This window comes from Desertibaculum subflavum (assembly GCA_003576705.1).
GTDB classification, from domain to species: domain Bacteria; phylum Pseudomonadota; class Alphaproteobacteria; order Ferrovibrionales; family Ferrovibrionaceae; genus Desertibaculum; species Desertibaculum subflavum.
Map to the genome: position 1 here is coordinate 16,153 of QOZS01000047.1, position 21,924 is coordinate 38,076.

18 protein-coding genes and 3 pseudogenes are annotated in these 21,924 nt (G+C 64.3%); 12 read left to right on the forward strand and 9 right to left on the reverse strand.

Annotation, left to right across the window (positions count from 1 at the left end):
• The first annotated feature begins 1 nt into the window (after window position 1).
• Window positions 2-775: a methyltransferase domain-containing protein gene (locus DT074_RS21080; RefSeq protein ID WP_438503701.1), complete on the forward strand. Its 774-nt coding sequence runs from the start codon at window positions 2-4 to the stop codon at window positions 773-775.
• A 190-nt stretch (window positions 776-965) separates the two neighbouring features.
• Here the strand turns inward: DT074_RS21080 and DT074_RS21085 are convergent, their stop codons facing one another.
• The 5 genes and pseudogenes from DT074_RS21085 to DT074_RS21105 all read right to left on the reverse strand — a co-directional run.
• Entirely contained in the window at window positions 966-2,276 is a 1,311-nt protein-coding gene (locus tag DT074_RS21085) for a pilus assembly protein TadG-related protein (RefSeq protein WP_119421844.1), read from the reverse strand.
• Window positions 2,277-2,544: 268 nt separating this feature from the next.
• Entirely contained in the window at window positions 2,545-2,946 is a 402-nt protein-coding gene (locus DT074_RS21090; protein WP_119421845.1) for a TadE/TadG family type IV pilus assembly protein, read from the reverse strand.
• Window positions 2,943-3,377, reverse strand: a complete 435-nt coding sequence (locus DT074_RS21095; protein ID WP_119421846.1) for a TadE/TadG family type IV pilus assembly protein — start codon at window positions 3,375-3,377, stop codon at window positions 2,943-2,945. Before DT074_RS21095 ends, DT074_RS21090 begins: the two co-directional genes overlap by 4 nt.
• Window positions 3,378-3,422: 45 nt before the next feature.
• Window positions 3,423-4,757 carry an EAL domain-containing protein gene (locus DT074_RS21100; protein WP_119421847.1) on the reverse strand — a complete coding sequence of 445 codons (1,335 nt, stop codon included), beginning with the start codon at window positions 4,755-4,757 and terminating at the stop codon, window positions 3,423-3,425.
• Window positions 4,758-5,026: 269 nt separating this feature from the next.
• Window positions 5,027-5,167, reverse strand: a pseudogene (locus DT074_RS21105) (integrase core domain-containing protein); the annotation flags it as partial.
• 105 nt (window positions 5,168-5,272) lie between these two features.
• Here DT074_RS21105 and DT074_RS21110 point away from each other — a divergent pair.
• The 3 genes and pseudogenes from DT074_RS21110 (at window position 5,273) to arsA (ending at window position 8,635) form a co-directional block, all read left to right on the forward strand.
• On the forward strand, window positions 5,273-6,460 hold the full coding sequence (locus tag DT074_RS21110) for an acetyl-CoA C-acetyltransferase (RefSeq protein ID WP_119421848.1): 1,188 nt from the start codon (window positions 5,273-5,275) through the stop codon (window positions 6,458-6,460).
• Window positions 6,461-6,482: 22 nt separating this feature from the next.
• Window positions 6,483-6,851, forward strand: coding sequence for a carboxymuconolactone decarboxylase family protein (locus DT074_RS21115; protein ID WP_119421849.1), 369 nt, complete (start codon window positions 6,483-6,485; stop codon window positions 6,849-6,851).
• A pseudogene (gene arsA / locus DT074_RS21120) lies at window positions 6,848-8,635 on the forward strand (arsenical pump-driving ATPase). Before DT074_RS21115 ends, arsA begins: the two are co-directional and overlap by 4 nt.
• 106 nt (window positions 8,636-8,741) lie before the next feature.
• Here arsA and DT074_RS28565 read toward each other — a convergent pair.
• A pseudogene (locus DT074_RS28565) lies at window positions 8,742-9,017 on the reverse strand (site-specific integrase); the annotation flags it as partial.
• A gap of 254 nt (window positions 9,018-9,271) precedes the next feature.
• Entirely contained in the window at window positions 9,272-9,463 is a 192-nt protein-coding gene (locus DT074_RS28175) for a hypothetical protein (protein WP_162915067.1), read from the reverse strand.
• A 351-nt stretch (window positions 9,464-9,814) separates the two neighbouring features.
• On the opposite strand from DT074_RS28175, the gene DT074_RS21130 reads away from it, so the two are divergent.
• From DT074_RS21130 to DT074_RS21170, 8 genes are all read left to right on the forward strand, one after another.
• On the forward strand, window positions 9,815-10,312 hold the full coding sequence (locus tag DT074_RS21130) for a MarR family winged helix-turn-helix transcriptional regulator (protein ID WP_119421850.1): 498 nt from the start codon (window positions 9,815-9,817) through the stop codon (window positions 10,310-10,312).
• Entirely contained in the window at window positions 10,281-10,655 is a 375-nt protein-coding gene (locus DT074_RS21135; RefSeq protein WP_162915068.1) for a response regulator, read from the forward strand. The genes DT074_RS21130 and DT074_RS21135 overlap by 32 nt, the downstream gene beginning before the upstream one ends.
• A gap of 251 nt (window positions 10,656-10,906) precedes the next feature.
• Window positions 10,907-13,966, forward strand: coding sequence for a PAS domain S-box protein (locus DT074_RS21140; protein WP_162915069.1), 3,060 nt, complete (start codon window positions 10,907-10,909; stop codon window positions 13,964-13,966).
• A gap of 10 nt (window positions 13,967-13,976) precedes the next feature.
• Window positions 13,977-14,504: a protoglobin domain-containing protein gene (locus DT074_RS21145; RefSeq protein WP_119421853.1), complete on the forward strand. Its 528-nt coding sequence runs from the start codon at window positions 13,977-13,979 to the stop codon at window positions 14,502-14,504.
• Window positions 14,505-14,773: 269 nt separating this feature from the next.
• Window positions 14,774-15,310: a PAS domain-containing protein gene (locus tag DT074_RS21150; RefSeq protein ID WP_119421854.1), complete on the forward strand. Its 537-nt coding sequence runs from the start codon at window positions 14,774-14,776 to the stop codon at window positions 15,308-15,310.
• Window positions 15,311-15,352: 42 nt separating this feature from the next.
• Window positions 15,353-16,660 (forward strand): methyl-accepting chemotaxis protein, encoded by a 1,308-nt coding sequence (locus DT074_RS21155; RefSeq protein WP_119421855.1) that lies wholly within the window; start codon window positions 15,353-15,355, stop codon window positions 16,658-16,660.
• Window positions 16,661-16,761: 101 nt separating this feature from the next.
• Window positions 16,762-17,142, forward strand: coding sequence for a hypothetical protein (locus tag DT074_RS21160; RefSeq protein WP_162915070.1), 381 nt, complete (start codon window positions 16,762-16,764; stop codon window positions 17,140-17,142).
• An 863-nt stretch (window positions 17,143-18,005) separates the two neighbouring features.
• A complete protein-coding gene (locus tag DT074_RS21170; RefSeq protein WP_162915071.1) occupies window positions 18,006-18,644 on the forward strand; it encodes a PAS domain-containing protein in 639 nt (212 codons plus the stop codon).
• A 615-nt stretch (window positions 18,645-19,259) separates the two neighbouring features.
• Here DT074_RS21170 and DT074_RS21180 read toward each other — a convergent pair.
• The gene (locus tag DT074_RS21180; protein ID WP_162915072.1) at window positions 19,260-19,484 is read right to left on the reverse strand and encodes a hypothetical protein; all 225 of its coding nucleotides are present in this window, start codon (window positions 19,482-19,484) and stop codon (window positions 19,260-19,262) included.
• 104 nt (window positions 19,485-19,588) lie between these two features.
• Entirely contained in the window at window positions 19,589-21,922 is a 2,334-nt protein-coding gene (locus DT074_RS21185; RefSeq protein WP_119421861.1) for a CHASE2 domain-containing protein, read from the reverse strand.
• Window positions 21,923-21,924 lie beyond the last annotated feature (2 nt).

Consider the following 21,924-nt stretch of genomic DNA (forward strand, 5'->3'; position numbering starts at 1 on the left):
CATGGAAACCGACACCCAGGTCAACGCGGAACGACTTCGTGCCGAAGTGAGCAGCAAGTACCGCGACGTCGCGCTGCGGCCGAACGACAGCTACCATTTCCACACCGGCCGGTTTCTCGCCGACCGGCTGGGCTATGACACTTCAGTTGTCGCAGCGCTGCCGGATGAAGCGGTCGAGTCCTTCGCCGGCGTCGCCAATCCCTTCTCCCTGCGCTGGCTCGCCGCGGGCGAGAAGGTGGTTGATATCGGCTCGGGTGCCGGCTTCGACTGCTTCATCGCCGCGGGCCAGGTGGGCCCTTCGGGCCGCGTCGTCGGTGTCGACATGACGGCGGAGATGCTCGAGAAGTCGCGACGCACCGCGGCTGCAATGGACATGGCCAACGTGGAGTTCCGCGCGGGACTGGCCGAGCGGTTGCCGGTCGAGGACGGATGGGCCGACGTGGTCATCAGCAACGGCGTGATCAATCTGTGCGCCGACAAGCGCCAGGTGTTCGCCGAGATCCGGCGTGTCCTGCGCCCCGGAGGTCATCTGCAGTTCTCCGACATTGCCAACGGCCAGCCGGTGCCCGAGGCGGCAATCCGCAACATCGATCTCTGGACGGCCTGAATTGCCGGTGGCCTGCCGTGCGCAGGCTGGCGACAGATGCTGGAGGAAGCGGGTTTTGCCGAGATCGTCATCGGCCCGCCGGTCGACACCTTCGCCGGCGCGTCGGGCGAACGCAACGCCAAGCGCTTCGAGGTCTACGGCTACCCCTTCCTCGCGCGCAAAGTGTGAGCTGGCCGCGAGGGAAGTTCCGACGAGGCAGAAGCTCCCGGTGTTTCTGCCGATACTCGGTGCACACGAACTTGCGAGCTTGACGTCCAGGCGACTGCCGTTTCTGGACGAGCCCCACGGCACGCGGCGAGTTGCCAACTGCTTAGCTTTCAAAGCTGGCTGCAGTGGGGTCGCGGAACTCTGCAGCAGCCTAAGCGGTAACCCGCACGCGCGTCACCTCGATCGGCTTCACGCCCATCGCCTCGCATCCGGAGTTGTTGAGTTCCGAATTGCCGATGAAGCTGACCGTCTTGGCGATGATCCGGGTGCAATTGGATGACGCCGAACCATTGTTGCCAGACCATTCGGAGGCCTGGGCCGGGGTGTAGATGGCGCCGGTCAGCGTCATCGTCGAGCCGCCATTCAGCTTGTTTACCGCCGTGCTGGTCGCCCGCCGATCCTGGTAGATCAGCACGCCGACAAAGGGATCGTTCGGGTCGGATGGGGCGGTGAGCTGCACGTCCGCGCCGCCGTTGATGACGACCCGGCCGATCTGGCTCGCGGCAGCATTGGTGGTCAGTACGAACGTTATGCCCTGCTCGCCACTGCAATTGCAGCGCACCACCGACTGGGCGTTCATCGTCAGATCGCCATTGACCACATAGTAGGTGCCGGGCTCGAGCGTGACGTTCGAGTTGGCGCCGAAGGCCACCCCCCCGCAATACACAGCAGGTCCAATCGTCGTCGTAGTGTTGCTGTAGTTCTTGTTGTGGAAATCGCAGGCGCCGAAGGCAGGGATCGTCAGGGCCGCGTACGGATCTGCGACGGTCCACATATGATCAAGCTTGCCGCCGGGCAGCGTGAGATTGGCGGAACCACCGGTCTCGATGCCGCCGGCAGACCAGAGCGAGTCGGCGGCAAGCGATGCGCTGCCGGAAATGCTCACCGCGGTGGCGTGGCGTGAATTCGCCGCCAAGGTGCAGGTCGGCATCTCGACAGTGCTGGAGCCCTGGATGAGCAGTGCCTGCGACGCCGTCTCGTCGAGCGCCAGGGCACAGGCGTCCCCCGTGATCTCGACGCTCGCCGTTGCCCGCGCGGCGATGCTCACCAGGCCCTCTGCGAAGATGGCGGAGAACATTCGGGGCAGTTGCTTGGTGACCTGGACCGTGACGGAGCCAGTCAGGCCTGACGTGCTCGGCACGACAGAAATGGTCGTTCCGCTGCCGGCGGTGACGCCGTTCTTGGCCGCCTGCGCGGTGGCCGCGGTACCGACCTCTGATTCGTTGCTGCGCGCCAGTTCGAAGGCACCGGCGACGGCGCTGGCATCGGCGGCAACCTGAAGATCGCGCTTCTGCATGTACCAGAAGCCGACTTCGACCCCGATCCCCGCCGCGCCCACAATTGCCGGCAGGGCAAGCCCAAAACCGATCACACCAGTGCCGCGCTGGTCGTAACGCAGCCGCCAAATCAACTGCCGCAGATAGTTACGACCTCTAGAGAAGGCGGAGGGCTGGGTCGCCATCGAAGATCCTCTTCGTAAGGGTGCGCTTCCAGTGTGAGCATTGTGACAAAATGAGCAGATAATTGAAAGATAAATCGTGGATAATTATTCTGAAATACATATCATTTCAATAAATGTTTAGTAAACATAGGAATGTATCGCGTCGTTTACCTGAAACCAAAACGATTTTGTCATTGCTATATTCAAGCGAATGTCGTGCTTAGCCAGCCGTCTCCTCATTGGACATGGCCGGTCGCTGCTGGTCGAAGGTATGCGAAAACGGCAGGTGTCAGTTCGTGGGGAGCAGCGGCACGCTGGTGCTGCCGGCAACCGTGCTGTCCGAGGTGCCGAACAGGCCTGCCGCGAACCTAAATGGCTGGTGGGCCGAGATGCTGACGTAGGTGACGCCTGAAGCAGTGCTCTGTGCTACTTCGATGTGCACGTTCTCGCTGGAGCCGAGCTTGTCGGTGAGATAGGCGGTCAGCGTGCTGGCGTTGCCAGTGCGATTGATCATCGCGTAGCGCCCGGTTTCGTCGACCGCGTATTGCAGCGTGTGACTGAGCCACAGCATGCGGCCAACTTCGACCAGACCAATCAGGAAGAGCATAAGAAAGGGTCCGGCGAGGGCGAACTCGACAAGAGCTTGTCCTCGCGTATCAGCGGCCAATCTTCCGAGAAGTCGTTGGATCATTTGGCGCGGATGCTCCCTTGTGCCCTCACGCTATCGCCAACGAGCCGCGTCATCGCGGAAAAGACAGGTGTGAACGATTGCTGCGCGCTCACGACAATGTAGGCGCCCGGCGCGAGACCGCTACTGCAGGTCGACGTGCACTCAAGTGTCGTCCCATCGGCACACTGACACACTTGCGCGCTCGTCACCGGCAGGGTGGCGTCGCCGGCCGCGGTCCGCACGACGGCCACGATATTGGCGGCGTCGTCTGGATTGATCTGCGCATATTCGAGCCCCGCTCGTACGGCCGCCTTGAGGCGCATATCTGTCAGCACGGCGCGCCCATAGTCGAATGTGCCGGCGAGGGCTATCAGCAGCACTGGTGTCGCCAGCGCCACTTCGACGGCGATATTTCCGTCACGTCGGCACAGAATGTCGCGAAGGGCGATCATGATGTGGTCAAGCTCCTAGCTTCGCGCGCTCTCCTACACTTCCGATCAAGCGGCACCCAACTGCAGCCCCGTTGCGATCAAGTCCGGTAGAGCAAAGGGGCGTGCTCCGTGCGGTTCGTCAGTGGCCGGACTGATCGCATCGCCCTGCAAGTTGAGGAAGCCGGCTTCAATCGCGGCATGGACTGCGGCAACATCTCCGAGGCCAGCCGCCACGAGCTTCAAGCCGGCGCGTTTCGCTTGATAACCGAAGCGGCGAAGCTCCTTCATGTGCTCAGCGAGCTCGCTTCCCCTCGACCTGATGTCGCAAACGACACCGTAGGCGCCACTGCCGCGCAGCTCGTCGAAGCGGATGAAGCTTGGCGGAAGGCGAACAAAGACGGCTCGCGTGTGTCGCTGCAGAAAATTCACGCCCTCCTGTATGCGATGTACGGGTGTGCCCTCCGACAGTCCGGTGAGCTGCGCTGCAAGCAGCTTGCGTTCCTCCGGCGAACTTTGCTCAAGGGCCGCCGTGAGGTGTCGGCGAGGTTCGAGCCGCTCGAGCGTCCGCCAATGAACGGGGAAACTGATGATGCCGGGATCGTTGGCGCGTAGAAGTGCGCTTACAGCTTCACGGGCCCGCGCGAACGTTGCGAGATCGAGGTCGCCGACGAGCGCTGAATCCTCGCCCTGCGTGAGCGTGTCGTAGCCGCGCAGCACGAGATCGGCCGCCTCCGCCCGGAACGCTTCGCAGCCATGCGTCGCGATGACGCCATGTGACGCGTTCCAGACCGGTAGAAAGCGGAATTCAATGTCGCCAAGAACCCCCTCAGGGGGCCGTTCCGACGTCCGTTGTTGCGACGCATGTCGTACGGCCTGCGCCGTGCATTGGTCCTCGCGAGCAAGCGCTTCGGCTACTGTCTCGGCCAATCCGGATGCTTGGCCGGCAAGCGCTTCTCGGCCAGCTTCGTCAAGCATCGTCTGAATCAGCGTCGCCGGATCGCCGGCCGCTGCCAGCAGCTTGAGGTCAGCTTCGATGACGACACATTCCACCTTCGAGTCGCCCCAGCGGATGTCGTCCATCGAAAGGCGCTGGCGCACTTTCTCCGCAAGCTGGGTGCAACGCGCCCGTGCCGACGCCTTGTCGAGCGTCGGGAAGAAGAACAACCATGTTGGCCCCGCGAGCCTCATCTGGAGGTCTTGGGCACCCAACCCCGCGACAATGGTTTGCTCGATGGCCGCCAACGCCGGCTCGCTCGCCATTGGAGGACGAGTGCCGATCTGCTGCCGATACGGCGCCCGATTGGCGATACGTAGTCGCCCGCATACCAGAGAGCTGTTCCGCAATAAGTGTGCGAGCCCGAGCGGCAGCATGGGGATCTCCTCCAAAATGATCGGCATCATTTTTGTCAACTGATATGCGAATTTTTCCAGTATGCGAGTTAAGAAAAGATTACTAGTGGAATGCTCGGGGCATCCGGACTGACAAGCAGCTGAATTGGACTAAACGATATCTAGGATTTTACGAAAATTGTCGTGATCATTGCTCGCGGGCGCTCTGGTTATGTTTACCGACGAGAGTACCGCTGCCGATACTAAGATCGAAGCAAGCGAGGAATCGATGTCCGAGACCCGGCCAACTCCCGCGTGCGCAATGCGAGTGTCAATCCCGGAAACGGGTGGTGACACTGGCACTCGGCGCGGAACTTGCCGATCAGCGGTTCGATGAAGGCGTTGTCGGTCGGCTTGCCGGTTCGGCTGAAGTCGAGCGTGACGCCGAGCGGACAGCCCCAGAGATCGAGCTCACGGCTGACGCCGGATACCGCCCGATGAATGCCTTGAGGCGACCTCGCTGATCTCGATCAATGCGCCATGTCGATCCTGGGTGTGACCTTCGTGACCAGCCCAGGAGATGACCGATGACCAGACCGGAAGTCGTCCTTTGCCATCCCGTGCGGACCGCGATCGGCACCTATGGCGGCAGCCTCAAGGCCACGTCGGCAACAGAGCTCGGCGCCACTGCCGTGAAGGCGGTGCTCGATCGCTCGAAACTCACCGCGTCGGACGTAGACACGATCGTCATGGGTAATGTCATCCAGGCCGGAAACAAGATGAATCCGGCGCGGCAGGCGGCCATCCGCGGTGGCGTGCCGGTCGAGGTGCCGGCCATGACCGTCAACCGGGTCTGCGGCTCGGGCGCACAAGCGATCGCGTCGGCCGCGCAGGAGGTCTGGCTTGGGCAGGCCAAGGCGGCCATCGCGGGCGGCATGGAGAACATGGACGCTGCGCCCTACCTGATGGGCGGCGGGCGCTGGGGTTACCAGATGGGCGATGCACAGATCTACGATTCGATGCTGCGCGACGGATTGAACGATGCCTTCTCCGACCAACATTCCGGCTGGCACACGGAAGATCTGGCGACGCGCTACCAGATCAGCCGCGAGGAGCAGGACCGCTGGGCGGAGCGGTCGCAGAAGCGCTTCTCGGACGCACAGGCCGCCGGCAAGTTCGTGGCCGAGATCATTCCGGTCGAGATCAAGGGACGCAAGGGGCCGGAGCCGTTCGCCAAGGACGAGCACAACCGTCCCGACACGACGCTCGCCTCCCTCGCCAAGCTGAAGCCGGCCTTCCGCAAGGACGGGACCATCACGGCGGGCAATGCGCCGGGGCTGAACAGCGGCGCCGCGGCGATGATCGTGGCTGATCGCGCCTTCGCCGAGAGCAAGAGCCTGCAGCCGATGGCGCGCCTGGTCGCCTTTGGCGTCGGCGCGGTGGAGCCCGGCATGTTCGGCATCGGGCCGGTGTCGGCGGTGAAGCAGGCACTCGACCGGGCTGGCTGGACTATCGCAGACATCGAGCGGGTCGAGATCAACGAGGCATTCGCGGCGATCGCCATCGCCGTGCATCGCGAGCTCGGCTTCGCGGCCGACATCGTGAATGTCGAAGGCGGTGCGATCGCGCATGGGCATCCGATCGGCGCGTCCGGCGCGGTGCTGACCACGCGCCTGCTGCATTCGATGAAGCGTGATGGCGTGAGGCGGGGCATCGTCACGCTCTGCATCGGCGGCGGCCAGGGCATCGCGCTGGCCCTCGAAGCTCTCAACTGATGGCCGTCAAGCGGAGCGGACCATGAGCAAGGACTTCGCCCAGATCGCCAACGACGTTGCGGCCGGCGTTGGCCTGATTCGGCAGGGAACCCCGGATGCCACCAAGGCCTTCGGGGCCTTGTCTGTAGCGGCGACCGCCAGCCATGCCATCGACACCAAGACGAAGGAGCTGATGGCGCTCGCCATCGGGATCGCGGTGCATTGCGACGGCTGCGTCGCCTACCACACCAAGATGGCGCATCAGCACGGCGCCAGCCGCGCGGAGGTGGCCGAGACGGTCGCGCTCGCCCTCTACATGGGTGGCGGGCCCGCTGCCGTGTACGGCGCGGATGCGTTGCGGGCCTATGAGCAGTTCAGCGGCGGCGCCGCGGGCGGTTCGGCGGCGGCATGAACGATGCCTGGCCCCGCGTAACGCTCGAAGCGTTCTTGCGGGCGGCGCCGCGGCATCTCTTGTTCACCGGAAGGGGCGGCGTCGGCAAGACCTCGCTTGCCTGCGCCAGCGCCGTCCGTCTGGCCGATCTTGGGCGCTGCGTGCTGATCGTCAGCACCGATCCTGCCTCCAATCTGGACGCCGTGCTGGAAGCCCCGCTCGGCAACGCGCCGACCGGCGTCGCCGGGGTTCCCACTCTCGAAGCGATGAACATCAACCCGGAACAGGCTGCACGGGATTACAGGGAGCGGACGGTGGCGCCGCACCGGGGGCAGCTCCCGGCTGACGAGATCAGGATGCTGGAAGAGCGTCTTTCGGGTGCGTGTACGGTCGAGGTTGCCGCCTTCGACGAATTTGCCCTGCTGGTGAGCGATCCCGCCGGGGCGGAGCGCTTCGACCACATCATCTTCGACACCGCGCCGACCGGCCACACTCTGCGCCTTCTCGAACTGCCGGCGGCCTGGAGCGGGCTTCTGGAGACTGCGCCGGGTGAGGTCTCCTGCCTCGGGCCGCTCACCGGCTTGAAGACGCAGCGCGAGTGATACGCGCGCGCGGTCGGCGCTCTCTCGGATCCGGCGCTCACGGCCATCGTTCTGGTGGCTCGGCCCGATCGAGTTGCGCTGATGGAGGCAGCGCGGACCAGCTCCGAGCTGAACGGTCTGGGAATGAAGAACCAGCTGTTGGTTCTGAACGGCGTGTTCAGAGCGGCTGACCCGAGCGATCCGCTCGCCCAAGCGGTTGAGGCCCGGGGCGCAGCGGCAATCGCGCGAATGCCCGCACAACTTACCGGTCTGGCGCGGATCGATATTCCTCTCCTGGGTCGGAACATCGTCGGGATCGAGGCACTGCGATTGCTGCTCGGCCGCCCTGGCGCGGTGGGCGAGGAGGAAACCGGGCCGCAGCCTCCCAAGCCGGACGTGCCTGATCTCGCCGCGCTAGTTGAGGAGCTTGGACGTGCCGATCACGGGCTTGTCATGGTGATGGGCAAGGGCGGTGTCGGCAAGACAACCGTGGCCGCGGCCATCGCCATCGCGTTGGCGAGGCAGGGACGTCCGGTCCATCTGACGACGACGGACCCGGCGCAGCACATCAGGGAGACGCTCGGCCCCGAGGTGCCGGGACTCCGGGTCAGCTACATCGATCCGAAGCAAGAGGTCGAGCGCTATCGGTCCCGCATGCTGGAGGGCGCCCGGCCGTCCATGTCGGCCGACAAGCTCGCGCTGCTCGAGGAAGAGCTGAAGTCTCCCTGCTACGAAGAGGTCGCCGTCTTCCAGGCATTCTCTCGCATCGTGATCGGCGCGCGGAAGGAGTTCGTCGTGATCGACACGGCGCCGACCGGTCACACCTTGCTGCTGCTCGACACGGCCGGAAGCTACCATCGCCAATTGACACAGCAATCGACACCGGGAACCAGGATCCGCACGCCGCTGATGCTACTGCAGGATCCGGGGTACACGAAGATCCTGATCGTCACCCTGGCCGAGACACCCCCCGTCCTCGAAGCCGCTGCACTGCAAGAAGATCTCCGCCGCGCGCAGATTGAACCGTTCGCCTGGGTGATCAACGGCAGCCTGGCCGCCGCGCAGCCGCAAGATCCGCTTCTGCGTGCATGCGCGGTTGCGGAGATCGCTCAGATCGGGAAGGTCAAGGATGATCTCGCAAAGCGCGTGGCCCTGATTCCGTTTCAATCGGAGGAGCCCGTGGGAATCGAGCGTCTGATGGCTGTTGCGGCAAGGTCACGATAGTCGGATATCCGAGGGTATGCGCGAAGAGTCCTTGCGGGAATGCTAAGGCGGTTGAGCTCGCCCGGCGCAGCTCACTCGGTTGCTTGAGCCAATGTCGCGCCGTGCTTCAGGCGGCTCTGTCCTCGGATGGCGGCTCCGTGCCCGGCGCCGCTTTTGCGGGGGTGACGGCTTCTGACCTCTTCGGCGCGGGCTTGGGTTTGCGGATGTTGATGAGCGTGGTGTCGAGCCGGTTCTTGATGTGGGCGGCGTAGTGCTTCTCGATCATCTCGACGCTGGTGCGGCAGTTCTTGGCGATTTGGTAGATGTTGGCCCCCTCCATCAGGCGGAGGCAGATATAGGTGTGGCGGAGGCTGTAGGCCGTGCGCTTCTGGTTGTCGCGGTCAAGGGCAGCTTCAACGAAGAGTTTGGCATCGACGTTGAGTGCTACGTCCTCGACGACGCAGAGAAGACGGCTGTTATCAGCCAAACCGGTATGGGCCGTGCGCTCGGCCTATCGCCACGTGGCAATGCACTGCCATGCTTTCTCGGCGGGCGATTGATGGCTGAAACCGTCAGCGCCGAACTGAGAGAGAAATTCGAAAATCCCCTTACTTTTCAATGGGGGACCGGCGGCGCCGAACAGCCACCAGCCGTCATTCACGGGTTTGATGCGACGCTCCTACGCCCAAGCTCGGCCGCTGCGCTTGCCTTCGGGGGCGGCGCATCAGCCTCATTGCCGCTCGCAATGCCGACAATCAGCTTCGCAAGCTGGTTCGGATCGCGCGGGCGTTTGGGGTGCTTCGCCATGTCGGAAATATGGGGACGATGGCGCACGTTGTCGAACGACATTCAGCGCGGGCCGCACTCAAACTGAGACACTACCAAATCCCGGGCCTCGCCGGCACAATTCCCTGCGAAGAGAATCACTCCGGAACCCGACTACCATCCCAGACGAAGGCGATGTGCCATGTCTGGCGGGGATCGGCCCGCACCATCGGGCGTGAAACAATGAGGTGGAGAGACGTCGTGCGGTGAATTGAGATTCAAAACCCTTAGTCGGGACATGGTTGTCGGTTTGAAATCTGGCTGGTAGCGTGAATTGCGTCTTCCCGTGCTCAAATTTTGCCATTCGGATGATCGTCATGCGCGCTGCGGAGGGGCGTTTTGACTTCAGTTAGGAGCGTTCATTCGTCGCGCTCCATGCGGCAGAAGCAAAGTTCTGCTGCAGCCGTGGCGGAATTGTTTGAGCATATTGTCCGCTCGATTCATACATCATCCTTCACGCTGGGCCTCAACCCGGCCCAATGGAACGCGCTTCGCTACCTTCACTCGGCGTCCGACAGCTCGCGCTCCGTCAAGGCGTTCGCCCGGTTCCAGATGGTCTCGGCAAGCACCGCCTCGCAGACCATTGCCGCGCTGGTGCGCAAGCGGCTCGTCACAAAGGAGCGCGATGAGAGCGACGGCCGCGGCGTGGTCCTCGCCCTCACGCCCAGGGGACGCGACATGCTCCAGCGCGATCCCCTGCAGGCACTTGCCGAGGCGTTCGCCATGCTCGACGACCCGGCGCTGACCGCCGCCGCGCAAATCGGCGCCGATGTTGCGAGGAACATGTTTTTAGTAAAGAATGGAAAAGACGTCAACCTTTCAAATGCGGACTGCGCGGCCGATGAACGCGAAGATCCTCATCATCGACGATAGTTCCGAACACCGACGACTGGTGACCGAAGCATTGATTGATGACGGATATGACGTGACGGTGACGGCCGATGGTGTTGAAGGTTTGACTGCCTATCGCGCCCATCAATTCGACCTGGTGATCACTGACGTGCTGATGCCGGGGGCCGACGGCCTTGAAGTCATCCGGGCGATCCGGGAAGCCGGCGCGACCGTGCCTGTGATCGCGATGTCCGGAGGTGGCGCGTCGTTTCCCGCGGCCATCTCGCTCTCCGCCTCGCGTGCTCTGGGCGCGGTGGAGGTATTGCACAAACCATTTCGCATCGCCGAGTTGCGCGACGCCGTTCAGCGGGCACTGGTGCGCTGAGGGCGCGGTGACGGCCGCATCCCGAACAATCCATACACGCGCACTTCATTGATAAGATCGTTGGTAAACTTTTAATCAGGACTCCTCACTATCTTCCGACAATGTGGAGTCCTCATCATGAGTTTCGTGATGGCGGCATCAGGAAGGTGGCTGATGCGTGCGGCGGTTGTTGATCGCTTGAGGGGGCGTTCCAAGAAAATCGATAGGTCCGGCGCGCTGCTGCGCACGGCCGCGGGGAGGGAAGAGCTTTGTTGGCGACCGAGGTGTTTCGGGTTCTGACGGCCCAGCGTCACTGTCAGCGGCGCTTCGCGGGCATTGCCCTGGCGCTGACCTGCGTCGGGTGGCTCGTTTTTGCCGGCACCGTCTGGTTCGGCTCCAGGGAAGGGACCGAGGGAATCCTCGGTGCGCGCGTGATGGTGGCCGGCCCCCTCCTGCTCGCCGTGTGTTGTACGTTGATGGCGGCTCTGTGGTTCTACGCCCTCCGAGGTGAAGGCCCCGTCGCAACCTTCACCGAAAACGTCCGCGAATTGCTCGGCCAGGCGATGAACGCCGCATCCGTCGGCGTGGTTCTCGTTGATGCCGCGCGACCCGACCTTCCGATCATCTACGTCAATCGGGCGTTCTCCACGATCACCGGCTATGCGCCCGAAGAGGTCCAGGGCAGGAACGCCCGCTTTCTCCATGGCAACGGCACCGACGCCCGCGCCCTCGACGAGGTCAGGCGCGCGATCCAGGAGGTACGGCCCTGTGCCGTCCGCCTGCTCAACTACCGCAAGGACGGTGCCCTGTTCTGGAACGACCTGCGCGTCAGCCCGATCCGCGATCAGGGCGGCCGCGTACTCTACTTCCTGGGAATTCTGATCGACGTCACCGCGGAGGTCATCGCCACCGAGAACCTGGCCCGGGTCAATACCGAACTGGAGCGCCGGGTGGACGAGCGCACTGCCGCACTGGTCCAACGTGAGCGACATCTGCGTGGCATCCTCGACAATATCGCCGACATGGTGATCACCATCGATGAGCGGGGCCGCGTAACATCGTTCAACGCGGCCGCCGAGCAGGCGCTGGGCTGGCGGGAGGCGGAGATCGTCGGCCAGGACATCGCGGTGATCGCCGCGGATCCCGACCGCTCGCGGCACCCCAGCTACATCGAGCGATACCTTAGGACAGGCGAGAGCCGCATCATGGGAGTGCGGGCGCGGGAGCTGATCGCCCGGCGCAAGGACGGCACCACCTTGCCCATCGAGCTCACGATCGGGGAAATCCGCAACAACGGCACCCGCAGCTTCGTCGGCGCCATGCGCGACATCACCGAGCGACGCCGCCAGCAGGAACGCCTGGAGGCGAGCGAAACGCGGTTCCGCATGCTGGCGGCGGCCACACCGTTTGGGCTCTGCGTCTCCCGGCTCGACAACACTGAGATCCTTTACGTCAACGAGGCTCTCGCGCGCATGCACGGCAGTTCTGCCGCGGCGTTGATCGGCCGCAGGACGACGGACCTCTATCACGATGCCCACGACTGGCTCGAATTGATCGACACACTGCGGATCCACGGGCACGTTGCCGAGACCGAGCTGCAATGCCGACGCATTGACGGTACGCCTGTCTGGCTGATGCTCTCCGCGGCGCTCACCGAGCTCGATGGCGTGCCAGCGGTCATCACGGGGATTTACGACATCTCGCGGCGCCGTGACGCGGAGGCGCGCCTGCGCGATGCGGCAGAGGCGCTGCGGCGCAGCGAGCAGGAACTCCGCCTCGTCGCCGACAACCTGCCGATGATTCTGACCTACGTCGATCGCGATGAGCGGTACCGCTTCGCCAATCGCACGGCGTCCCTGTGGTATGGAAAGCCGGTCAGCGACATCATCGGCAGCAAGGTGAGCGATGTTCTGCTGCCCGAGGCCTACGCCCGCGTGCACAACTACGTGCGGCGCGGCCTCGCCGGCGAATTCGTCCGGTTCGAGGATACGCTGACCTATCCGGGGGGCCGCACGCGACATGTCGAAGTCCAGTACGTGCCGCACCGGCTCGAAGACGGTCGCCTTGCAGGGTTTTTCACCGTGGTCGCCGACGTGACTGAGCGGAGCCAGATGGAAGAGCAGCTGCGGCAATCCCAGCGCATGGAGACGATCGGCCAGCTCACCGGTGGGATCGCGCACGACTTCAACAACTTCCTCGGCGTTATCATCGGCAATCTCGATCTGGCGATCCGCGATGTGCAGAACATGCCCCGGCCGCGGGAGCTGATCGAGCGCGCCATCGCGGGAACGCAACGGGCCGCGGCGCTCGTCCAGAGACTCCTGAGCTTCTCTCGCCGCCAGTCACTTCAGCCGACCGACATCGACACCAACCACCTGGTGGAAGAGCTGGCCGCCTTTGCCGCACGATCTCTCGGCGAGAGCATCCGCATGACGCTGGATCTCGCGCCGGACACCTGGCATTGCCGGGCCGATCGAGTGCAGTTGGAAAGCGCGCTCATGAACCTCGCCATGAATGCGCGCGATGCGATGCCGTCCGGCGGCACGATAGGGATCACGACCCTCAATCGGTCGTTGGACGCCGTGCCTGCCGACCAGGTATCCGACCTTCCGCCCGGCGACTATGTACAGATCATGGTCGCCGACGACGGGATCGGCATGGACCCCGCCGTGCTCGGGCGCGCCTTCGAGCCCTTCTTCACGACGAAGGAGGTGGGCGCCGGCACTGGCCTGGGGCTGAGCATGGTCTACGGCTTCGTTCGTCAGTCGGGCGGCGACGTGCGCATCGAGAGCGCGCCGGGGCGCGGCACGGCGGTACACCTGCTGCTGCCTCGCGCCGCTGCCGGAGGGCAGGCCGAATGCGTCTGCGGCGAATGCGCGTGCGGGTCGGACGAGCGCAGCCTGATCGGTGCAGGGCGCGTCATCCTCGTCGTGGAGGACGATCCGGCACTGCGGCGCTTTTCGGTGTCGGCCCTGCAGGAGCTCGGCTTTGAAACCGTCGAGGCCGCGACCGCCGACGAAGGCGCCGCGGCACTGCGTGCGCGTCCGGACATCGCCCTCCTGTTCAGCGATGTGATGCTTCCGGGCGGGCGCTCGGGCATCGATCTCGCCCGCGAGGCGAAGACGATCCGCCCGGATCTGCTGCTCCTCTTCACCTCCGGTTTCGTCGGCAAGCACACCGAAGTCGGCGAGGAGCTGATCACGGAGGAAACGCTGCTGCCCAAGCCGTTCCGTGTGAGCGACCTCGCGGCGCGGTTGGCGCGGCTTCTTCGCGAGCGTGCCCCGCAGGCCGCGAGCGGGAATCAATCCACGCAACGTCAAGAGCAAGAGTGAGGAGCAATCAATGCGGGGTGTGCCGCGTATCGGGGCGAGATTGAGGCTTCTGGGCATCGACGACGATGCCCGGGCAGAGATGCAGCGCTTCCTCCCGATCCTGGTGGCGGGGCTCGACCACATCATCGAGCGCTTCTACGCGCACATGTTTTCGCTCCCCGAGGGTCGGCACATTTTCGGCGATCCGGGTGTGGTGGAGCGCCTGAAAGTTCGCCAGAAGGCGCATTGGCTCCGCCTCTTCTCGTCCACCTTCGATGACGACTACGTCAGCGGTGCCATCAAGGTTGGAGAGGTGCACTACGTCCAGGCAATACCGCCCTACCTCTATATCGCGGGGTACAATTTCTTTCACTGTGAGCTGATCCGCCTCGTGTGCGATGCGGTGCCATCCCGCCTCGTGCCCCGCGTCCTGGCCGCCTTCACACGAGTCGTCTCACTCGACATGGACCTCGCGCTCTCGGCCTACACGCGCGAATACTGGAAGTCGGTCACCGCGAGCCACAGAGCCGGAACCATCGTCGAGATCGTGGAAGATTAGGCACCGCTGCGCGAAGCCCTGAGCAGACGGGCTGGCGTTCGGGTGCCCGACAAGCTCCGTTGACTCCGTCCGCGGACATCTCCGTCCGCGGACATCTCCGTCAGCGGACATCTCCGTCAGCGGCCAGTGGGGGAAGAGGAAAGTCCGTTTACATGGTAAGCAAATTTTAATGTGGAGTCCTCATTATATCTTCTCGCGAGATGCGATGGATCGTTGCGGCCACCTGCCGGACAGCGGGGATTCGCAAAGGCGTCGCGGAGGAGGGAAACATGACCAAGTACGCGGTGGAGCCGACGGGTCGCGAGCGCACGTTCGGCGAGGATGAGATCATCGTGAGCAAGACGGACACCAGCGGTCGCCTGCTCTACGTGAACGACGTTTTCTGCAAGGTCGGTTTGTACACGGAGAGCGAGCTGATCGGACAGCCGCACAGCATCGTCCGGCATCCAGAAATGCCGCGGACCGTCTTCAAGCTGCTGTGGGACACGATCCAGAAGGGCGAGGAAATCTTCGCCTACGTGAAGAACATGGCGAAGAACGGCGATCATTATTGGGTCCTCGCCCATGTGACACCGAGCTTCGACGCCGCCGGCCGCATCATCGGATTTCACTCGAATCGGCGCGTGCCCGATCGATCCGCCCTCGCGACCATCGAGCCGATCTATCAAAAGCTCCTGATCGAGGAGGGTCGGTCCGCGAACCGCAAGGATGGTCTCGCCGCCGCGGAGCAGATGCTTGCCGAAATGCTGCGGGTTCAGAACACGGAATACGACCGCTTCATCTTCTCGACGCTGAAGGCGGCATAACGCTAGCCGCGTCGCACAACGACAGGACGGAGAGGGGTTCACATGTTCAAGCGCAATGCTTCGGGCGCGGGAAATGACCTGCGCTCAAGGATGGAGCGGGCCGAGAGCGAGCTCGCCGCCTATCGTGAGGTTATCGCCGCCGCCGGCGACGTCTGCGCCAAGGCCGCCAAGGGCGACCTCCAGGCACGTATCGTCGAAACGGAGAAATTCGGTGAGCAGGGCGCCGTGCTGATCTCGATCAACCGGCTGCTCGACCTGACCGACGCCTTCGTGCGCGAATCAGGCGCCTCGCTCCAATATGCGAGCGAGGGCAAGTTCTATCGTGCCTTCCTGGTTCGCGGCATCCTCGGCGACTTCCGTCGCGGTGCGGAGGTCATCAACAACGCGCGGCAATCGATGGAAACGCGCACCATGGAGGCCGCCGCCGCCGACGTGAAGCGCCGCGAGATGGAGCAAGCGGAGCAAGAGCGCGTGTTGGCCGAAGCCAAGGCACGTGAAGCCCGCGCCAATCGCATCGGCGAGATCATCGCGAGCTTCGAGGAGGGAGCCGAACAGGCCACGGGCACCATGGTGGCCGCCGCCACGCAGCTCCGCTCCACAGCGGACACCATGGTGGGCAACGCCGACCGGACGACGAAGCAGGCCACTACCGTCGCTGCCGCGGCCGAGCAGGCGACGGCGAACGTTCAGACGGTCGCTTCGGCTTCCGAGGAGCTTTCGAGCTCAATCCGGGAGATCAGCCGCCAAGTCAACCAATCGACCACCGTCGCAAGCGAGGCGGTGACCGCCGCACAGAACACCGACCGCACCGTCGGGCAGCTTGCGGAAGCCGCACGGCGCATCGGCGACGTGGTCAAGCTGATCGCCGACATTGCGAGCCAGACGAACCTCCTCGCGCTCAACGCCACGATCGAGGCCGCGCGCGCCGGCGAGGCCGGCAAGGGCTTCGCGGTCGTCGCCTCCGAGGTCAAGGCGCTAGCCAACCAGACGGCCAAGGCCACCGGCGAGATCAGCCAGCAGATCACCTCCATCCAGGAGGCGACGACCGTCTCGGTCGGTGCCATCCAAGGCATCGTCAAGACGATCGCGGAGATCAGCTCGATCTCGGCCTCGATCGCCTCGGCGGTGGAGGAGCAGGGCGCCGCCACCGGCGAGATTGCCCGCAACGTCCAGGAGGCCGCGAGCGGCACCCAGGAGGTCTCGCGCAGTATCGGTGACGTTTCCGCGGCCGCCACCGAGTCCGGCGCCGCGGCCAACGAACTGCGCGGCTCCGCTGCCGACCTCGAGAAGGTGTCGGCCACGCTCCGGCAGCAGATTCAGCAGTTTCTCCAAGACGTGCGGGCGGCGTGACCAGAGCAAGGCGGCGGACCGGAAGGCAGGTTTCCGGGTCCTGCCTTCGAGCGCTGCCGGCCGAAGGGCCATCGTTCAGCCTTCATCGAAGGAGACCAAGCGTGGTCCATGATGCCCCGATGTCGAGTTTCCCGGCATCCTCGGTCAGCGAAAATCCTGACCGCCTCACCGGTGGCGCGTCAAACGTCCATCTGCATCCCGCGCTCACTCGACAGTTCAACAGCGGTGTCGGAAGCGCTCTTGCGATACTGAAGGACTACAGGACGGAGCTTGAGCGGCTGGTCGAGATCACGACAGATATCGCCGCGGCCTCCGCGCGACAGACAGAGGCACCCCCGTCACCATCCGCGCTCTCCGCGATGGCCGAGTCCGGATCTCGCCTCGATCAACTGGCGCAGAATCTCCGGCTGGCGGCGACGGAACTTGAGAGCAGTGGTTCCCGCTTTCTCCGAGCCATCAAGCTCGTCAGCCGTAGCTGGTAGCCCAAGGTTTCGAGCACGTTTGCCGGTGTCGTGTTCGACTACGCCCACGACATCATCGCCGATCTCATGGACACGGTGGGCCGCCGCCTGCGCCCAGCCTTTCGCCTCGCCAAGTTCGAAGGCGACGCGGCCTTCCTCTACGCTGCCACCTCGGCGCGAGGACGGCCGCAACGCGCTGGACCATCCGCTGAAAGGCCTGCTCTTGCTCGCGGATACGCTGAACTCGACCGGCCAGACCTTGCGCGCCCACGAGCACATGTCCACCGGGTATCCCGATCGATCTTATCCCGCCATGCCCAGTGAGACGATCAGCGTCACGACGCAGCCGCAACTCGGCATGAACCCGGACAAAGTCCGACAACGCCAACGCGCCGGTTCCGGTGAGACGCACGATGCCGCACTGAAAGTCGATCAAATAGCCGAGCCGACCTGTCCGACATGCAAGCCCCGCTGGTGCCGCGGAGGTCTCGGGATCGCGCATGAAACGTCCAATTCCCGCTATGCCTTCTGTAGGTACTGTGCGCCCGCGCCAGGCGGACATTCCTGATTTGGATCAACTTTCGCGAGAAAGGCCCCACGGTCTCAAGCGGGACCGCTCGGCGAGTCATTGGCGTGCTCGCGGTCCGCAAGGGAGAGCACATCAGGCCGTTAACGCGGGCGCAAGCCAAGGACGTTACATTGCAACACTGCAGGCGCTCATCGCCGCAATTTAGGTGAAGCGCTCCGGACCTGGCGACTGGCCGGGCGCCGTCTCCACTCTCTGACCTGCAGCGGCTCGGCATTCTCTCAGACGGCTTGGGCTACTGTTGCACTTTCTCCACGCGTTAACAAATCTTTGGCAATGCACATAAATGATGCATCTTATGGCGAGCGCCTCCGACATTCATCTACAAGCGTATACTGGTTGGGATGCCGCCCGCGGCAACGCCCCCTTGTCCCTAGCGATTGATATCGACGCGTCACCTCTGAATGCGATCGCAGCCCATCTCAGCTTGATCGAGCTGCTGCCCGATGGGCAGTTCATGTATCGCCAGATCGGCCGCCAGGTGGCATCCGATTTCGGGCGCGATTTCACCGGCACGATCGTCGGTGCGCACGTGGTGCCGAAGCGCTACGGCATCGAGATCTGTACCGCCTATATGATGGTATGCGCCGTCAAGATACCGATGTTCACCTGCGGTGAATACGTGCAGCCGAACGGGTCGGCGCAGGAGGTGTCGCGGCTTCTCCTCCCGATTGGCGACTCAGTCGGGCAGCGCGTGTGCACCATCCTGGTGTCGCGCATGGCACGTCGTTCCAACCAGGTCGCCCCACGTGCCGCGAACTGGATCGGCTCCGCTACCGGTCGGCTGGTGCGCTCGTTCCTTGTCGAAGGCAAGACCGAGCTTGCTGGCATGGCTTTAGCCTGGGATCGGGAAGACTGGTCTCACATTCAGGCGAACAGCACCGCAGCTGCCGCGGCGGCGTCGACGGCTGAGCGGTCTCCCGCCATCGCCTGCTGAAACCTGCGGCTAGCGCGTTCGGCCTAGGTTTGATGTAGCGCAACCGCGGCGCTGCGCCGTTGCGCCAACGTCGGTCCATGCCCGACGATAAGCCATTCGAGCCGACCTTCGAATTGCCCACAGCGCAACATGGGCAGAAAGATTCCGAAATCTCGGAGGCCTTGTCGTTCTACGAGGACGCCGAGCATCGGCGTCTGGTCTGGGAGGCGATAATGCGCCTCCTGGCGAGCCGCGGCTGCGAAGAGAAGGCGAAGGGATAGCCGCCGCCGCGCGCCTTGTATCGGCAGGCGGCCGTTGCTCGTTAGCTTCAGTAGTGTCGGCGGCGCTGTGTGCGGCGAACGGGTGCTGATCTCGTCTAGTCGAGCAGGAGCACGGCAACAATCGCGCTGCACCACATGGCAACGAAAAGCGCGACGAGCACGGTATCGGGATTGCGGTCAGGTCCCCGCTGCAACAACGTCCAGCGCATGGTGCCCCCTCCTCACCAGCCCTCATCAGCGCTGCAGAAACGCAGATGTCCAAGGAAGGTTGCATAAAAACGGCCGGACGGCGGGATTTGGAGGAGAAGCCGCCCGGCCGGCCGGCGTTTCCGGCCACCGCCCCTTAGGCATCCATTCACGCTCCCTTGATCGCAACCGGCCCACGAAGCAGGCGCTGGATAAGGCCGGGGGGCGGCAACCTGGTTTCGTCCGGGGCACAGTCGAACAGCGCCGGGTTCTGTGCCCTTTCGGCACCGGGGACGTTAAGCGCCACCAGGCGCCGGGCATCAGCTGCGTTCTGAGCCTGAAGCCAATAACATTCACCGTCGCCATCTCGGCGCACAAGGCGATAGGTGTTCATGCTCACTCCCTCCTCCCTATGCTCATCGGCAAGCGGGCGCTGGGGGAGCGCCATGGCGCGGCGCCGTCCCTGACGCCAATCTGTCGCGCCGTTCCACCGGCGATTCAGGCGGCGGCAGCCTTGGCTGCGGTGGAATGGGCGGCGCCGGCCGGGATCAACCGGCCCGGCGGGAAGCGGCACATCACTTTCGTGCCCACGCCAGGCTTGCTATCGATGCGCAGCTCGCCGTCATGCAACTCCATCATCGACCGCACGAGACTGAGGCCCAGGCCGGTGCCCTGATATCTGCGGGCGTGCGAGCTGTCGACCTGCTGAAACGGCTGCAGCACTTTGGGAATGTCGGCCTCGGCAATGCCGATCCCGGTATCCTGAACGGCTACCTCGAGCCAGCCGTCTGCGGCCAAGCCTGCGCTGACCACGATTTCGCCGGACTGGGTGAACTTGAGTGCGTTCGACACCAGGTTGACCAGGATCTGCTTGAGCAGGCGTCGATCGGCCGAGAGAGTTGGCGTTGCGCCATCCACCGTCAAACGAACCGGAACCGTACCGGTTCTGCCTTCCGGGCGCGCGCTCGCCATGCGGAGCGCCGCGGCCAGCAATTCCGGCAGCTCGATCGGCTCCTCGTGGATCTTGAGCTTTCCGGCTTCGATTCTGGCGGTATCCAGGATGTCGTTGATGATCTCCAGCAGGTGGGTGCCGCTGTCGTTTATGTCCGCCGCATATTCCTTGTAGCGTGGATTGCCAACGGACCCTATCAGCTCCTCGCGAATGATGTGCGAGAAGCCCAGAATCGCGTTGAGCGGCGTGCGCAGCTCGTGGCTCATCGTCGCGAGGAATTCCGTTTTGGCGCGGTTGGCGGCTTCCGCGGCTGTCGTCGCCTCGGCTTGCGCGATCTCGGCGGCCTTCCGAGTCGTGATGTCACGCACCGTCAGAAGCCAGAAGGCGGCATCGTCGAAGTCCGGACCTTGCACGGACAGGTCGCGGTGGCGCTGCAATGTCGCCCGGCGCAAGGCAAGCTCGCCGGCGAATACCGTCTTGTCGCGGCGCAGGCCGGATACTTCGATCGGTGTCGACAGGCTGGCGCCGTCGGCCAGCAGCGTCTGCAGCTGGCCTCCGTCGGGTAGCTGCAGCAGCGTGTCGACATGGCGGTCGATCGCCTGCGCGGCGCTCAGGCCGAACAGCCGTTCCGCGGCCGCGTTGAAGTGCGTGATTCTGCCCGCGTTGTCGGCCGTCACGATGGCATCGAAGCTGCTGCCGACAATCGCGTTCATCATCACGTTGTGCCGCGCCTCGATCACGCGTTGCTTCAGGATGCGGCGGGCCTGGATTTCAATCAGGGCGATGACCGCCAGCACATAGGACAGCAGCGGCATGGCCAGCCACGGCACAACGTCGAGGCTGACCGCCAGCGCCACGTAGGCGACGTGGCCCGTCGCGATCGCGACAATCTGGATGCCGGCCACCGTCGCCAGGCCGCGGATCCAATGCCATCGGCCGAAGCAGGGACCCAGCAGAAGCGCCAGCGCGGCAGCCACCGCAAGGGTCGGCACGGCGCCGGTTCTCTGCAGGGCGCGGCCTTGCGCCAAAGTCTCGGCGCCCAATGCCAGGAGAACCGAGCCGGGCAGCGTCAGATGCACCGGCGCCGCCAACTGGTCGCCAAGCTCGACCGCCGTCGCACCGATCAGAACCGACTTGCCGGCAACCAGCCCGGCGAGCGCCTCCTTGCGGTTCAGGACGTCGACATACGACAAGCGAGGAATGTCGGCGGCGGCGATTCCATAGTCGATGTAGTAATTCCCTGCCGGCCTCTGCCCGCCGATATCGGCGAGCGTCGCCGACAAGCTCGGCAAGGTCTCGCCGGCAGCTTCGAGCGTGGTCGCCATGCGCCGCACCCGGCTGTCGAGCTCGGGGCGGACTGTCACGCTCGCGAGCCGCGCCGGCAGCGCGAATTCCGGCAATGGCGCCGTGAGTACAAGGTCATCCGAATCTGCCGAGTGGCGCTGATGGAATACCGGCAGGATGACGCGCCCCTCGGCGGCCCGGATCGCCGTGGCGAGCCGCGTGTCCGCGGCGCGGTTGGATCGCGCGCTGAAATCGATATCGAAGGCGACGCGCCGCGCCCCGGCGGCGAACAGAGCGTCGATCGCCTCGGCATGCCACTCGCGCGGCCACGGCCACACCGCCAGCTCGCGCAGGCTCCTGGTGTCGATCTCGACCAGGACAAGCTCGTCGCTGGCGGGCCGCTGATGCATCTCGAAACGCAGATCCATCAACGTGAATTCCAGGCGCTCGAACAGCCCGGCCGCATAGGCAAGGGAGAGCAGCGCGAACAGCAGTCCCTGCGCCCACCGTCGGAGCGGCAGGCGCTCGACCGGGGAATGCTCCCACCGCCGGCGGGCTATGCTCTGGGCGGCTCTGTCGGCCTCACCGGCTGCCACTC

Excerpts from the sequence above, each read along its gene's own strand:
- DT074_RS21090 (WP_119421845.1), bottom strand. The coding sequence starts at position 2,946 with ATGATCCAACGACTTCTCGGAAGATTGGCCGCTGATACGCGAGGACAA.
- DT074_RS21115 (WP_119421849.1), top strand. The coding sequence starts at position 6,483 with ATGAGCAAGGACTTCGCCCAGATCGCCAACGACGTTGCGGCCGGCGTT.
- DT074_RS21095 (WP_119421846.1), bottom strand. The coding sequence starts at position 3,377 with ATGATCGCCCTTCGCGACATTCTGTGCCGACGTGACGGAAATATCGCC.
- DT074_RS21155 (WP_119421855.1), top strand. The coding sequence starts at position 15,353 with ATGTTCAAGCGCAATGCTTCGGGCGCGGGAAATGACCTGCGCTCAAGG.
- DT074_RS21135 (WP_162915068.1), top strand. The coding sequence starts at position 10,281 with ATGAACGCGAAGATCCTCATCATCGACGATAGTTCCGAACACCGACGA.
- DT074_RS21145 (WP_119421853.1), top strand. The coding sequence starts at position 13,977 with ATGCGGGGTGTGCCGCGTATCGGGGCGAGATTGAGGCTTCTGGGCATC.
- DT074_RS21100 (WP_119421847.1), bottom strand. The coding sequence starts at position 4,757 with ATGATGCCGATCATTTTGGAGGAGATCCCCATGCTGCCGCTCGGGCTC.
- DT074_RS21180 (WP_162915072.1), bottom strand. The coding sequence starts at position 19,484 with ATGAACACCTATCGCCTTGTGCGCCGAGATGGCGACGGTGAATGTTAT.
- DT074_RS21130 (WP_119421850.1), top strand. The coding sequence starts at position 9,815 with ATGCGGCAGAAGCAAAGTTCTGCTGCAGCCGTGGCGGAATTGTTTGAG.
- DT074_RS21170 (WP_162915071.1), top strand. The coding sequence starts at position 18,006 with ATGGCGAGCGCCTCCGACATTCATCTACAAGCGTATACTGGTTGGGAT.
- DT074_RS28175 (WP_162915067.1), bottom strand. The coding sequence starts at position 9,463 with ATGTCGTTCGACAACGTGCGCCATCGTCCCCATATTTCCGACATGGCG.
- DT074_RS21085 (WP_119421844.1), bottom strand. The coding sequence starts at position 2,276 with ATGGCGACCCAGCCCTCCGCCTTCTCTAGAGGTCGTAACTATCTGCGG.
- DT074_RS21150 (WP_119421854.1), top strand. The coding sequence starts at position 14,774 with ATGACCAAGTACGCGGTGGAGCCGACGGGTCGCGAGCGCACGTTCGGC.
- DT074_RS21110 (WP_119421848.1), top strand. The coding sequence starts at position 5,273 with ATGACCAGACCGGAAGTCGTCCTTTGCCATCCCGTGCGGACCGCGATC.